The sequence below is a fragment of the Paenibacillus tianjinensis genome, from assembly GCF_017086365.1.
Taxonomy (GTDB): Bacteria; Bacillota; Bacilli; order Paenibacillales; family Paenibacillaceae; genus Paenibacillus_AQ; species Paenibacillus_AQ tianjinensis.
This window is the reverse complement of sequence record NZ_CP070969.1, coordinates 5099068-5113367: the sequence shown is the minus strand read 5'-3', so window position 1 is coordinate 5113367 and position 14300 is coordinate 5099068. Positions and strand designations below refer to the sequence as shown.

Annotated in this window: 8 protein-coding genes; all 8 read left to right on the top strand. The window is 48.0% G+C overall.

All coding sequences use genetic code 11. The features are described 5' to 3' along the window. Positions 1-25: 25 nt before the first annotated feature. The 8 genes from JRJ22_RS23660 to JRJ22_RS23625 are packed head-to-tail and all read left to right on the top strand — an operon-like array spanning position 26 to position 13817. On the top strand, positions 26-1192 hold the full coding sequence (locus tag JRJ22_RS23660; protein ID WP_206101779.1) for an SDR family oxidoreductase: 1167 nt from the start codon (positions 26-28) through the stop codon (positions 1190-1192). A gap of 38 nt (positions 1193-1230) precedes the next feature. After that, positions 1231-1380 carry a cyclic lactone autoinducer peptide gene (locus JRJ22_RS23655; protein ID WP_206101778.1) on the top strand — a complete coding sequence of 50 codons (150 nt, stop codon included), beginning with the start codon at positions 1231-1233 and terminating at the stop codon, positions 1378-1380. Between the two features lie 33 nt (positions 1381-1413). Further along, the gene (locus tag JRJ22_RS23650; protein WP_332461342.1) at positions 1414-3102 is read left to right on the top strand and encodes an MFS transporter; all 1689 of its coding nucleotides are present in this window, start codon (positions 1414-1416) and stop codon (positions 3100-3102) included. A 19-nt stretch (positions 3103-3121) separates the two neighbouring features. Then, entirely contained in the window at positions 3122-5182 is a 2061-nt protein-coding gene (locus JRJ22_RS23645) for an AMP-binding protein (protein WP_206101776.1), read from the top strand. A gap of 25 nt (positions 5183-5207) precedes the next feature. Beyond that, positions 5208-8576 (top strand): non-ribosomal peptide synthetase, encoded by a 3369-nt coding sequence (locus JRJ22_RS23640; protein ID WP_206101775.1) that lies wholly within the window; start codon positions 5208-5210, stop codon positions 8574-8576. Between the two features lie 19 nt (positions 8577-8595). Continuing rightward, entirely contained in the window at positions 8596-12030 is a 3435-nt protein-coding gene (locus JRJ22_RS23635) for a type I polyketide synthase (RefSeq protein WP_206101774.1), read from the top strand. A gap of 30 nt (positions 12031-12060) precedes the next feature. After that, positions 12061-13281: an ACP S-malonyltransferase gene (locus JRJ22_RS23630; protein ID WP_206101773.1), complete on the top strand. Its 1221-nt coding sequence runs from the start codon at positions 12061-12063 to the stop codon at positions 13279-13281. Continuing rightward, positions 13281-13817, top strand: a complete 537-nt coding sequence (locus JRJ22_RS23625) for an HXXEE domain-containing protein (RefSeq protein WP_206101772.1) — start codon at positions 13281-13283, stop codon at positions 13815-13817. The genes JRJ22_RS23630 and JRJ22_RS23625 overlap by 1 nt, the downstream gene beginning before the upstream one ends. Positions 13818-14300: the final 483 nt, after the last annotated feature.

Sequence of the window (14300 nt, the reverse complement as noted above, 5' to 3'; positions counted from 1 at the left end):
TGGCACAGGGCAAGGGGGGGAATATATGACTTCTACAGGAGGTTCTATGAAGCCCTCTGAGCTTCAAGGCAATATTCTCATTACCGGCGTCACAGGATTTATCGGGAGACACGTGCTATACGAGTTTCTGAATGTGGCTATGGAAACTTCATGGAGAAATAAAATATACATTCTATTACGGGGAAAGAAGGGGCTCTCAGCAGCCGCAAGAGTGGAGCATTTATTGACCCATGAGTATCTTCCCGATTATCTAAAAAAGTATGACTACCAGGAATTAGCGGACAATATCACCGCCATTGATGGAAATTTAGAAGATTCTGATCTTGGGCTGCAGGTATGTTCGCTAATCCCCAGAGAGGAGCAGTTGTACGTTATACATAACGCAGGGTCGGTTAACCTTTTTAATACTGCTGCGGCTGAACAAGAGGTCCATCATACTAATTGGCTGGGAACAATAAATCTGATTCATGCCATAGAACTGTTCAACAGTAAATTGGTATTTATGAGTACTGCATTCTCCTGTGGCATTGTAGATGGGGTAATCGGTGATAATTTCTCCTTTTATCAAGACAATAGTTTCAGAAATCATTACGAGAAATGCAAAAATCTGACCGAAAAATTCATTCAGAGCTATTGCACCGAAAAAAACATCAAGTATCAAATTTTGAGGCCGAGTGTGGTCTGCGGAAGACTTATTGATGCACCGCTTTATTACATCTCTAAATTTGATGTATTTTACGGCTGGACTAAGTTCTTTTGGAATTTACAAAACCAGGGCAGTACCGAAAGTGTAAGAATTCACATTTCCCGCAACTCAAAGGTCAACATAGTGCCTGTGGATTTTGTGGCCAAATCGGTACTGGCATTTTTTCAACAGGATATCCCTTACGTCAATATTGTTTATCCAGAATCTATTAATAACCGTTATTTGCATGCCTCATTGCTGGATGCTTTACATTTTAATCGCTATGAATTCATTGACGAGGCGCCTACTAACCTGAACAAGAGTGAGAAGCTTTATTACAGGTCCATAAACAAGGTGTATACTCCTTACTTAAATCAGTGCAGCAATGAATATGACACCCAACTTATAGGCAGTATTATGGGCAGCACGGTTATGCCAAAAATTGACTTGCATTCATTGGCTGATTTTTCGATCTGCAATCATTTTGATGAAGAAATGGTCTACTAGAATACAAATATCCAATTTTAGGGAGGAAGAACCTGATCATGAATGTAGCTCAAATTAAAAGAATTCCTTGGAAAGTAATCAGTTTATTGGCCGTTGCCTTTGTGATGCTGAGAGTGAATACGTTATGTTGGTGGATTGCCCATGAGCCTGAAATGCCGGAAGAGATCAAGGAAAAGTATTACAAATAACAATTGCGAAAATCTGGGGGTGGAGATTGGAAGATGATAAGCGGGACAAAAAACAAATTAGCATTTATGGCAGTTATTTTTGGGTTTTTCATGGCATTACTGGATACAACGATCATTAACATCACCCTTCCCGAGATGATGAGCTACTACAATACCACGCTGAAAAACATTACTTGGGTAATCAACGGCTATAATTTGGCGTTTGCTGTTTTTATCATTACAGCTTCAAGATTGGCCGACCAGTTTGGCCGGAAGAAGATATTCGGGATCGGTATTTTATTCTTTACACTGATGTCATTTCTGTGCGCTATCTCACCATCCTCTGAGATGCTTATCTTATTTCGCGTGCTTCAAGGATTATTCGGCGGAATTATTCTGCCGGTATCCATACCCCTCGCACTTGACTTGGCTCCGGAAGATAAGCAGGGCAAGGTGCTCGGCATTTGGTCCGTAGTGTCGGGGCTGGCGGCGGCAAGCGGGCCGACGCTTGGAGGATTCTTAGCGGATCAGTTCAACTGGCAGTCGATATTTTTGATCAATGTTCCGATCGGTATTGTCGCTCTGTTCTTAGTGATCTTTTGCATCAAAGAATCCTATGACCCCACAGCAGGCAAACAACTCGATATTCCGGGGATGCTTACACTGTCCGTCTCGCTGTTCTCTGTCACCTATGCGCTCATTCAGGCCAATGACGAAGGGTGGACCTCTCCGCTTATCCTGTGCTTGTTTTTAGCCTTCTTGATCTTTATGGCGTTATTTGTCTGGGTTGAGCTTACCTCAAAGAAGCCAATGATTCCCCTGTCACTCCTTAGGAATGTCACCTTCAACGCAGCATCCTTAACTCTGCTTATTTTGGGTGCGGGAATCATGACAATATCGCTGCTTATTTCTTTTTTCATGACTCGGTTGATGGGGCTCAGCGAGCTTGAGGCTGGTGTGACTCTATCTGTTATGCCGTTGTCCTCGGCCTTCTTCTCGGTAATAACCAGTCTGCTTCTCAAAAGAGTGGGGGAACGCTGGCTTATCATTGCCGGGATGGGCTGCATCGCGCTGTCAATGTTCCTTATGAATGACCTGACTGCAGGATCGGATCGGCTTGATGTAATATACAGACTGGCTATCGCTGGCGCGGGTATGGGGTTTGCGCTGGCACCCACGATGAATTCGGCCATCGGCAATGTCCCTAAAGATAAGGTTGGTATTACGTCAGGTATTATGAATATGACGCGCTCTATCGGGGCAGTGCTTGGTGTAGCTATTATTGTCACTATTTTGAACGCGGCCATAGGCAGTGAAATTACGGCTGCAAAGTCCGATATAATCGGCATTATCCGTTCGGATAAAGTCTTCAGCGCCGCCGCTCAAGAGGAATTGATTAACGCTGTGAATGACATCGAGGTATCCAGCAGTAGTGAAGTTCCCCAGATGGAGAGCGTTATCGGCTTGATGCAGCAGCGAGGGGCCAAAGTGCTGGCTGGTGTAGCTCCGGACAAATTGGAGATGACCAAAGCTGCTCTTCAGGCTCAGCAAGACGAAGTGAAGAAACTGTGGCCTGAACGGATTCAGCCTGAGTTATATTCCGGATTGGTCTCTTCGTTCAGTGATACTTTCAAATACGGCAGTGCCGGTCTGCTGCTGGGCATCTTATTTTCCTTTTTCATAGGAACGGGACGAAGGCAGGAGCAGGGTACCGAAATAGCGATGGACAATCAAGAAATGTGATAAAAAGGTGGAGAAGCCAGTGAACAGTATCTTTGAGATCATTAGGCAGTCAGCGTCAAGATGGCCGGATAAAGAAATATTGAAAGAACTTCCAATGGACGAAACAGGGGAACGTGCAATTACTTATTCCGAATTGATTACCCGGGCCGAGGGCATTGCCGCGCTTCTTCGCACGAAGGGATGCCAGCCGAAGAGCAGGGTACTTCTCCTATTCAACTCGAACATTGAATTTACGGTTGCATTCCTTGGCTGCATCTTCGGAGGAGTTATAGCGGTTCCCATGTATTTAACCAAGAGCGCGTCGTTTGTGGAGGAACTCAAGGCTTTCTCCGCGGATTGCCTGACAAATCTTCTGTTGACCACATCCGAGATGCAGCCCATGCTGCAGGCGCGCTTGCCAGGTTATAGCATATATACAACTGACGGGCGACTGGAAGAGGCTGAATATATACCAGTCGATCTATCCCCGGCCTCCGAAGCATTCATTTTGTATACATCCGGTTCTACTGGCAGGCCCAAGGGAGTTGTTCATACGCATCAAAGCTTCAGCAGCCATGTGATGTCAGTTCAGGACCGTCTCCGACTGCAGGATACGGACAGTTCAGTGTGTGTCAGCCCGTTGCAGCATATTATGGGGATGCTGAATGTCTTCATTTCATTAACTTTTGGTCTTCAGGTTATTTTTCTGCCCATGCTCCGAGTCTTGCAATCGCCTCTTGATTGGGTAAGGGAGCTATCCCGGCGCAGAGCGACCATATTTCTTGGTCCTGATTTTGTCTACAAGCTGGCGGCTGGCGCATATACCCTGGAACAGGCGGAAGGGTTGGATTTGAGTCATCTACGAATTTCTCTCAGCGGCTCGGAGCGGATTCTTCCCTCCACGGTGGACAGCTTTACCCGCACTTTTGCCAGGCATGGCTTTGCGGCGAATAGCCTGATCATAGGATACGGAATGACCGAGGCGGGCATTATCTCAATCAGCGCATTGAATGAACCGCCGAAGATGCTTGAATCACTTCCAGGTATTTATAATTGTGGTCAGGTAGTTGCGGGGTATCAGGCCGTTATTGTTGACAGCAACAGCGGGCGGGAGTGTGGATCGGGCGAGATCGGCGAGATATGGGTAAAGGGCTCCGGACTGGCTGATAGATATTGGAATGATCCTGATCAAACAAAGAAGGATTTCAGCATGAATTTGCCCGAGGGAGAGGGGCCATTCTTCAGGACAGGGGACTTGGCCTGTAAGATCGACGGCAATCTCTTTCTGACCGGAAGACTCAAGGAAATAATAATTATCAAAGGGCAGAATTTCTACCCGGATGATATTGAGGCGGGTGTACGCAGACAGGCAATGACGATAGGGCAGTGTGCGGCTTTTTCGGTTGAAGATATCGAGGGAGAACGCTTGATTGTGGTGGTGGAAACCGCACTTCACGACAAGGAGGAACTTTCCCGGCTGGCTGATCTGACAGTTGCGGATATTCAAGCACGCAACGGAATTCGGATTGCGGAGCTGCTCTATGTACCTCCTCAATCGCTTCCGCTTACCCGTACGGGCAAGCTCCAAAGAAGTAAATGCAAAGCTCTCTATCTTGAAAAAAAACTAAGCCTTGCATACGTATATGAGCATCTGACCAACAAAACGGGGACAGGTAAATCCCGCTCCGCATTTACATCAGATTGGATGAAGGAGCTCACCTTGAATGAGCTCAGGGAGGCTGTGCTTGCCGATTTGATTACCGCTTTCAAAAGGTTACTTCCCGGTGAAAGTGAATCGATTGATATCGGGCTGCCGATCCATCTGCTCGGTACCGATTCGATTACGGCCATTGAGCTACACCACCTGGTTGAAGAGAAATATGGGGTTCAGCTTCCGATCTCCTATTATCTGGAGGGCAATACTATAGAGTCCATTGCCGGCAGAATCATTGAAGAGAGCAGGGCTTCCACTGCTATGGAGGCAAGCCCGATGATGGAAGAACTGGATCGGGACAGCATGGACATTGAGACGATATACAACCGTCTGAACAGTTATTCGGAGGAAGAGCTTGATCTGATATTAGATGCCCTACAGCGGTAACCTAAGGCATATTAAGGAGGAAAAAATGGAACAGACCCTCGAAAGGACACAGAAACTCCAGCTTGCTGAAGCTATATTGAGACATAAACTTGGTCTAACCGGAGACTCTCTTCCTGCCTCCAAAGGGCAGGAAGGATTGTTTCTTCAATATCGACTCGCTCCTGACTCTTGTGCGTACCACTTGAACTTTTGTGCACGGATTGATAATCAGATCCGGGTCGATCTTTTGCGGGAATCATTCCGCATTTTGCGGGACAAGCACCCTATCTTGCGTACCGGGTATCGTGAGAATACCAGTGGCCTCTTTAAAGTTGTCCAGCAGGTGATGAATGGGGAAGAATTCTGGACGGTGCATGAGGTATCCGATCTGGAGGAAGAAATGATTGAGCCTCTGGTTCACGAGTGTTCCAGGCATCCCTTTGATTTGGAGAACGGCAAAGTAATGAGAGTTGATTTTTTTGAAAGGGCGGGGGGACAGGGTTTACTACTGGTATCCATACACCATATTGCGATGGATTATTGGAGCCAGGGTATTTTGTTGAATGAGCTTGGGCAGATCTACACAAGTCTGGTTGAGCACGGAACGGCTTCTCCAGGCCCATCGGGAGTTTTGTACAGTGAGTTTGCAAAGTGGCAAGGGGGATTGCTGACATCTAATGAAGGCCGCCGTTCCTTGGATTACTGGAAAGAAACTTTGAACGGTTTACTTCCGTGCATGGATCTTCCAACGGATTATCCAAGAGGAGAGTATACGGATTACAGAGGCCGTTCTTGCTCCTTCGAGCTGAATCCAAAGATGGTAGATGGAATCAGAAGGCTAGCGGGTGCCCATGGAGCTACAGTTTATGTAATTATGCTTGCTTTCTATTATATGCTTCTCCAGAAATATTCGGGGCAGAGGGATATAATCATCGGATCGCCGACAACCGGCAGAAGCAGTGCCAGGTTCAAAGATACGATAGGGTACTTAGTCAATATGCTTCCGCTCCGAATTGCCGCTGACAGTAGCCTCTCTTTTCCGGAATTGGTTGCTTATGTGAAGCAAGTTTCTATGGAGGGCCTGATCCACGGAGATATCCCCTTCTTTAATATTGTTCGGGAGCTTCAGGGTCAACGCAACGGCAACCGGACGCCGGTCTTCCAGGTTTCTTTGACGTTCGAGAAGCCGACATCCGCGAACCGGTCGGGTCGCTTTCTTTTCGCGGAAGAGAGACCGCTCATTCAATTAGGGCGTTTAATCCTGCAGCCCGTTCCGGTGCCGGTACATGCTTCCCAGTATGAGCTTTCCCTGTATCTGGAGGAAGTCGAAGGTTCGCTGTCAGGGCAGTTTCACTACCAGTCTGCATTGTTCAAGGAAGAGACTATCCAGCGCATGGCTCTTCATTATGTACAGCTCATCTCGGAGGTGCTGGATAAGCCGGATCTGGAGATAGGCGCCTATCCCATGATTACTAAGGAAGAACGGGAGAGAATTCTGAACGTCTGGAACTCTCCTGCCGCGAAGTTTACAGAAGAAGAAACGTTGCACAGTCGGGTCGGCAAGATGGCGGCGCGATTTCCTACAAGAACAGCCGCAGTTTGCGGGCAGGAGGAGATTACTTACCGCGAGTTACATCTGAAATCTTCCATTCTGGCTACTTGTTTAGTTGCGAAGGGTGTCGGACCCGAAGTGAAGGTGCCCTTGATTGTGCAGCCCTCGCTCGATATGATCGTGGCCATTCTGGCTGTTCTTAAAGCAGGTGGGACTTACGTTCCCATTCATCATCAAGCCCCTCCGGAACGGATTGCCGAGATCATACAGGATATTCAACCTGCTGTTATGATCACCGAACGGGATTTGGCTGCCAAGATCCAAGGTGGCGAGACGGACATCTTGTATGTAGACGGAGATTGGAGTGTGCCGGAATCGGCGGAGATACTTGAGTCTAACCAGGATGTGACCGCCGAAAACACTGCTTATATTATTTATACGTCCGGCTCGACCGGAAAGCCAAAAGGCGTTATGGTCAGCCACCGGAATGCCGTCCGCCTGTTTACTTCAACAAAACCGTGGTACAACTTTGACGAAAGGGATACGTGGACACTCTTTCATTCATTCAGCTTTGACTTCTCGGTTTGGGAAATTTTCGGGGCTTTATTGTACGGCGGCAAGCTTGTTATCGTTCCTTACTACGTAACCAGAGAACCTCATGCTTTTTACAGACTGTTGAGCTCGGAAGGCGTTACGGTGTTGAATCAGACCCCGTCTGCATTCAAGCAACTTATGAATGTGGACCTGAGCCTGCATCATGAATATCCATTGGCGTTGAGGGTTGTCATTTTTGGAGGAGAGGCGCTTGATCTCAAGAGTTTGAGGCCTTGGTTTGAACGTCATGGGGACAAAGAACCAACATTGGTCAACATGTACGGAATTACCGAAACGACAGTCCATGTTACCTATAGACCCATCACTATGGCCGATACCGAGTTCGCCACCGGAAGTTTTATCGGAGAACCGATTCCCGATTTGCAGATCTATCTGCTTGATGAATATCGGAATTTGGTTTCGCCTGGTGTGTACGGTGAAATCTATGTCGGAGGAGCCGGGGTATCTAAGGGATACTTCAATCGTCCTGAATTGACCGCAGAGAAATTTATTGATGATTTTATAGGTGGAATTCCTGGCAATCGCCTGTATCGTTCAGGCGATATGGGAAGATATCTTCCGAACGGAGATATTGAATATTTGGGAAGACGGGACTCACAGGTCAAAATTAGAGGCTTTCGGATTGAACTGGGGGAGATCCGGTCTAAAATCCTCGATTTCACCGGTATCAAGGATGCTGTGGTTCTGGTAGACGGCAGCCGCGATGAAGACAAGAGAATTGTGGCTTATGTGGTGTTGCATGATCAAGAGCTATTCGATTCCGGAACGCTTCGGAAGTTTCTGAAGGGTAAATTGCCAGATTATATGATCCCATCTGCTTTTCTAGCCGTTGAGCAGATTCCACTGAATGCAAATGGAAAAATAGATCGCTCTGCCCTTCCACCAGTTGTCTGCGGTATCTTGGAGTCGAGCAGCTTTTCCGCCCCTGAGACCGAGTTGCAACGGAAGCTTGCCAGCTTATGGGGAGAAGTTTTATCAATGGACAAAGTGGGAATAGATCATCCGTTTTTTGATATGGGCGGGAATTCTATTCTTGTGGTGGAATTGCACAATCGTATAAAAGATCAACTATGTGCGGATATCAGCATAACGGACCTCTTCCAATATTCTACCGTGGCGGAGCAGGCCCAGCATATCGAGAGCATACAGTCAAAGCACAAGGATGACAAGACGTCGTCTGTGACCTCCGACAGAATTGACAAGCAGCAGTTAAGAAAACATGCGATGAATCGGAGAGTCAAGCCGTAGAGGGGGAGTGTAACTAGCTATGGATAAGGATACGAGCTACGATATTGCGATTATCGGAATGTCCTGCCGGGTACCTGATGCGGGAAATTTGGATGAATTTTGGGACAACCTGATGCAAGGCAGGGAAAGCATACAGTTCTTTTCCACCGAGGAAATGGCCCGGGAGGGGGAAGTGGCTTTTACTAAGAGCAACTATGTAAATGCTGGCGGAGTTCTGGAGGAGATAGAGGGATTCGACAGCAACTTTTTTGACATGTCCTCATCCGAGGCTGACATTTCAGACCCGCAGCATCTTATATTTCTGGAAGCTGTCTGGAGTGCTCTTGAGGACTCCGGGAATATCCCGGGGAGGTATCCGGGTATCATCGGGATGTTCGGAAGTTCCAGCACCAATACATACTTGTACCGCAACCTGCTGCCGAATCGCGATCTGATGGATACGCTGGGAATTCACCCATTGCTGATTGGGAATGAAAAGGACTTTCTCTCCACTAGGGTATCATACAAGCTGGGCTTAACGGGCCCCAGCATGACCGTTCAGACTGCGTGCTCAAGTTCTTTGGTTGCTGTGCATATGGCAATTCAAAGCTTACTGAATGGAGAATGTACTATGGCGGCGGCTGGCGGCGTTACGGTCAGATCGGCACAACGGGTCGGGTACGAGTTCAGCGAAGGTGGAATTTTGTCACCCGATGGGGTATGCCGAGCATTTGACGAAAATGCGAACGGCACGGTAACGGGAAACGGAGTCGGGGTTGTGATTCTGAAGCGCTATGAGGATGCGGTTCGGGAGGGGGATTCTATCTATGCCGTAATCAAATCCAGCGCGGTGAGAAACGACGGATTGCACAAAGTCGGATTTACAGCTCCGGGAATTGAGGGCCAGATCCAGACGATTCGGGATGCGCTTAATTTATCCGGTGTCCGTCCGGAGGATATCAGCTATGTGGAAGCTCATGGAACGGGCACACGGCTTGGAGATCCGGTGGAGCTCTCGGCTCTATGTCAGGTGTATGCAGAATATACTGATCAAAAGGCCTTTTGCGCTTTGGGGTCCGTTAAATCTTCAATAGGACATCTGGACGTGGCAGCAGGCATTGTCGGCTTGATTAAAGTGGCTTTGATGCTGCGCTACAGGAAATTGGTGCCTACCGTAAATTTTCTATCCCCTAATCCGGAATTAAACCTGGAGAAAAGCCCGTTCTATATCAACACGGAGTGTGAGGAATGGGAGAGTGAGGGAACCCGATTTGCAGGCATCAGTTCCTTCGGACTCGGAGGGACTAACTGCCATATCATTCTGGAGGAGCATGTGCCGGAGCGTACGAAGGGAGAGGATCGGCCGCTGTATCTGGTGCCGTTGTCGGCCAAAACAGAAACCTCATTGATCAGCTATACGGACAAACTGCTAAACCAACTGGAAAAGACCGGCTATCAACTGGCTGATGTTGCGTGTACGCTTGCCACTGGACGAAAGCCCTTTAATTACCGCCGGGCAATTGTTTGCAGAAATTTGGAGGAACTGAAGACTAAGCTCGGCTCCACTACGGAGATAACGAAGTCCCCCTCCCGGCCTCTTCCGTTGACCTTGCTTGTTTCCGATATGGACGTTGGGATATTGGACAAGCTGTATCCTCATATATCTGCTTGCGGAGGGTCCTTTGCCAGCAGCCTGTTGGCAAGCTCGGAAATTCTGGGCAGGCATGGACTGACTTGTAGCGACTTGCTGGATTGCGCCGCTGGAAGGGTATGCACTGAGCGGCCAGCTTGGCTAACCAAACAGGCTGCCGTGAGAGCGGCTTCTTATATCTGCAACTGCGCGCTTATCTCTGGAATGATCACCGACTTTGGATTGATGCCGAATACTTACGCTTACACAGGCGATGGACACTATGCGATCAAGGTGCTGCTCGGCCAGATCAGAGTGGAGGATGTGGTGGAAATCCTGCTGGAGGTCCCGGTATCATCCGGACGCGGACGCGGCACAGACGCTGATATCCAATCCGCAGTTGAGAATTATGACCGCAGTCGTAGAAGTGGACATATCCTCCATGTCGGCTGTATGGAGTTGATTATGGATGCCGCAGAGCAGGTGCATCAGATCGTCGGAAACCAAGATGATGTGGCAGATTATTCGCTGTTTCAATGCATCATGGAGACAATGGGAGCGTTATGGTGCGGCGGTATAACCATAGATTGGGAGAAGTTCTATGAAGGTCTTGCGGCCAGAAGAGTGTCATTAGCCACATACAGCTTTGAACGGACGCGTCACTGGATTGAAGCTAAGCCCCAAACGGAGCCGGGTATCACGGTGCCTAATGAGGCCGGTTGCAGATCCCCGGAGGAAGTGGCCTCCAGACTTATAGAAATTTGGCGGCGGCACCTCCCGGTGGAACAAGTAAATATGGATACTGATTTTTTTCTGGCCGGTGGGGATTCATTCCGGGCCATTCAGATTCAAGCTCAAATTAGTCAGGAATTCGGAGCCAAGCTGTCATTGTCCAGGTTCATAGCAGAGCCTACCCTTGGAGCGCAGGTACAACAATTGCTGTCCAAGCTTAAGGGGGAGAATGTTCAACATGCGAAAACCGGAGAGCCGGATGAGCGTGTGGTGAGGCTTAGAAGTGGCGATGATGCCCAGCCTCCGGTCTTTCTGATCCATCCTGCGGGAGGGACAGTGATGGTGTACAAGGCACTGATTCAGGAATTAGACTGCAACCGTAATATATTCGCGATACAGGTGGGGATGTCCGCAGAGCGGGCAGGGGAGAAGAAGGAATGCATCGAGGAGACAGCGGCCGAATATATTCAAATAATGAAGCGCTTATATCCTCAGGGCCCGTATATTATAGGGGGGCACTCCTACGGAGGGAATGTTGCCTTTGAAATGTCGCTTCAATTGCAGCGGACCGGGGATTTGGTGGAGGAGCTGCTGTTGTTCGACAGTCATCCGCCTAAAGCTTATTTTAATAACAAGGTCATGACCGAGGAGAAATTCCTCGAGGCATTTCCTATTATAGCTTCCTTGTACTTTCCTAACGATAACAGTCGGGAGGATCGGGGGGTTCCGTCTGTGCGTGTAATCACGCAGCCTCGGGAGGACATTGCGGGCATTGTCGGCTATTTGAAGAAATATTCAACTCAGTTGAGCTTGCTGCCCGATGAGGAGATCAAGCATTTCTTCCAGGTGTGGGTAAGCAACCATAATGCCTTGAGAACTCATAATCCGCAGGAAGTGTATAACGGGCGGCTGCATTTTTTCCAGGCACAGCAACCTCAGCCCGGAGAAATATTAGAGATATTGAACATCAATTTACAACCAGGTATGGATTTGGCCGACTGGGGAAGACTGTCCGCAGATTTCTGGGTATATCCCATTCCCGGCACGCATTATTCAATGCTAAACGAGCCGAATGTCCGAATCATGGCAAGAAGTTTAGAGAAGATTTTGTAAGAGCATATTGATTGCAAAGGTGGTTTAGCGATGAACAAGCTTGCACTTCTGTTTCCGGGACAAGGTTCTCAGTACACTGGAATGGGCAAAGAATGGATCGGCTCTTGCCGGGAAGCCGCTTTAGTCTATGAAGAAGCCAGTGACTGGTCTGGAGTAGACGTGAAAAAATTATGCACGGAAGAAGCAGCCGCACTGGGCGGCAGCCGCAACACCCAACTTGCAGTACTGGCAAACAGTGTTGCCATGTTCAAAGTCTACGAGGAGAGGGTGGGTATTCAACCGGCCGTTTCTGCCGGACACAGTCTGGGAGAGTACTCCGCTTTGACCTGTGCAGGGGCGCTCGACTTCTCTGATGCAATCAGGCTGATTGCCAGACGCGGACAATTTATGGAGGAAGCCTGCGCAGAGGTGGAGGGAGGGATGGCTGCGGTCACAGGCGTTAGTCCCGGTGTGGTTGAAGAGTTATGCGCTTTGGTTTCCGAGCCCGATCAATTCGTTCATCCGTCTAACTACAACACTGATCACCAAACTGTAATCTCGGGGCATAAGAAGAAGCTGGAGGAGGCTTTGGGGGTTCTGGACAGACGGGGAATCCAGTATAAGCGGCTCCCGGTAAGCTTACCCGCTCATAGCCGGATATTGCTGCCAGCTCGAGACAGACTGGTGGAAGAACTGCAGTCTCTGAATATCCGCATGCCCAAGTGGGAGGTTGTTTCCAACCTTAAGGCGAGTCCTTATGGCTCAGTGGATGAAATCAGACAATCCTTACCTGAACAGATTGTATCCCCCGTATTATGGTCCAGTACCATGCGTTTATTGCAAAGCAGCAGAATTACGGTTGCTGTTGAAATAGGGCCTAAGACGGTTCTGCGTAATTTGCTTCGCCAATCGACACCAGGTATCAGAAGCTTGGCTTTCGATGTAGTGGAGGATCGCACGCTTCTGCTCCAATATATGAGCAGTGATTTGTACCGGCAGAACGACGCTCATTTTATTTCACTTTGTATGGGAATCGCTGTGTCTGTGAGGAACAGAAATTACAATCAAGAGGAATATGAAGAAGGCGTGATCATACCTTATAGTGAAATGAGCAAGATGAAACGGATGTATGAAGCAGGAGGCTATTCACCGGAGGTTGCGGACAGAGATAAGGTCTTGGAATATCTAGTCCAAATTCTTGAGACGAAAAGGTATCCCCACGACCAAATCCGCCGGAGGCTTCGGACCTTGACTGCAGAAAGGAGAGCGTAATGAACCGGCTGATTAGCGATACGAGTATTTTATGGCTGCTCCCGATCATATTTATGATTCATGATTTTGAAGAGATCATTCCTATTCCCGGATGGGTTCAGAGGAACAAGGAACAAATATACAATAAGATTCCTAGTTTCGCCAAAGCCAGAGTGGAAAAAATGTCCTCCCTCACGGGGTCACAATTCTCAGCAGCGGTGGGAGTGCTGTTTGTCCTATTTTCGGCTGCAGCATTCCTAGCTTATGAGTATCATTTTTATCTTCTTTACATGGTGCTGAGCCTTGGATTGTTCCTGCACGCCTTCTTTCACATAGGGGTGTCGCTGTTTTTAAGAAGATGGACGCCGGGCGTGGCAACAAGCGTGCTTCTACTTCTTCCATACGGTGTTCTAAGTATTGATTACTTCAATCGGAATGATCTGTTTGTGTTCCCGGATATTTTGTATTTCAGCCTGATTGTAATCCTCTTATTCATGCCATTTCTTCAATTTCTTCATTTCATTGGAAGAAAGCTGGCGAGATCGGAGCATCAATAGCCCGTAATGCTTCTCGACATTCTCAAGTTCTTCGCTTGACGCAATTTTGCAAGACTCAAGTTATTTAAGTTCCGGCAGACTTCTGCTGCCCGCTTTTGCTTCTACAATTCCAAGTCCTCCCTCAGCAGAAGCTTATTCCGCCGGGCCAGACGTACAGCTGCTCCTCCCTAACTAGAGAATTTCCAGTTTGGGAGGAACGGCTGTTTAGGCTGCGTACAATGAACGAGGCAGATTGAATTTGACAACTAGATTACTGCCTTTTTATTACTTTTATGCAGGAGATAAACATTGTTTGTAGAATTTTTAATTGGCAGGATGATGCATCCAATTAATTACCATTTTCAATACACTCTATTACTACGAACTGGCCTCGCAAATCATGAGTAAGAAGGGAGGGGGTTATGAAAACACGGGTTATTGTGGATGATGAGCGTATCTCTTGAGAAGGCCTGATATATACAGGATGATTGTCGGTTAAACCTC

Excerpts from the sequence above, each read along its gene's own strand:
- JRJ22_RS23660 (WP_206101779.1), top strand. The coding sequence starts at position 26 with ATGACTTCTACAGGAGGTTCTATGAAGCCCTCTGAGCTTCAAGGCAAT.
- JRJ22_RS23655 (WP_206101778.1), top strand. The coding sequence starts at position 1,231 with ATGAATGTAGCTCAAATTAAAAGAATTCCTTGGAAAGTAATCAGTTTA.
- JRJ22_RS23650 (WP_332461342.1), top strand. The coding sequence starts at position 1,414 with ATGATAAGCGGGACAAAAAACAAATTAGCATTTATGGCAGTTATTTTT.
- JRJ22_RS23640 (WP_206101775.1), top strand. The coding sequence starts at position 5,208 with ATGGAACAGACCCTCGAAAGGACACAGAAACTCCAGCTTGCTGAAGCT.
- JRJ22_RS23635 (WP_206101774.1), top strand. The coding sequence starts at position 8,596 with ATGGATAAGGATACGAGCTACGATATTGCGATTATCGGAATGTCCTGC.
- JRJ22_RS23630 (WP_206101773.1), top strand. The coding sequence starts at position 12,061 with ATGAACAAGCTTGCACTTCTGTTTCCGGGACAAGGTTCTCAGTACACT.
- JRJ22_RS23625 (WP_206101772.1), top strand. The coding sequence starts at position 13,281 with ATGAACCGGCTGATTAGCGATACGAGTATTTTATGGCTGCTCCCGATC.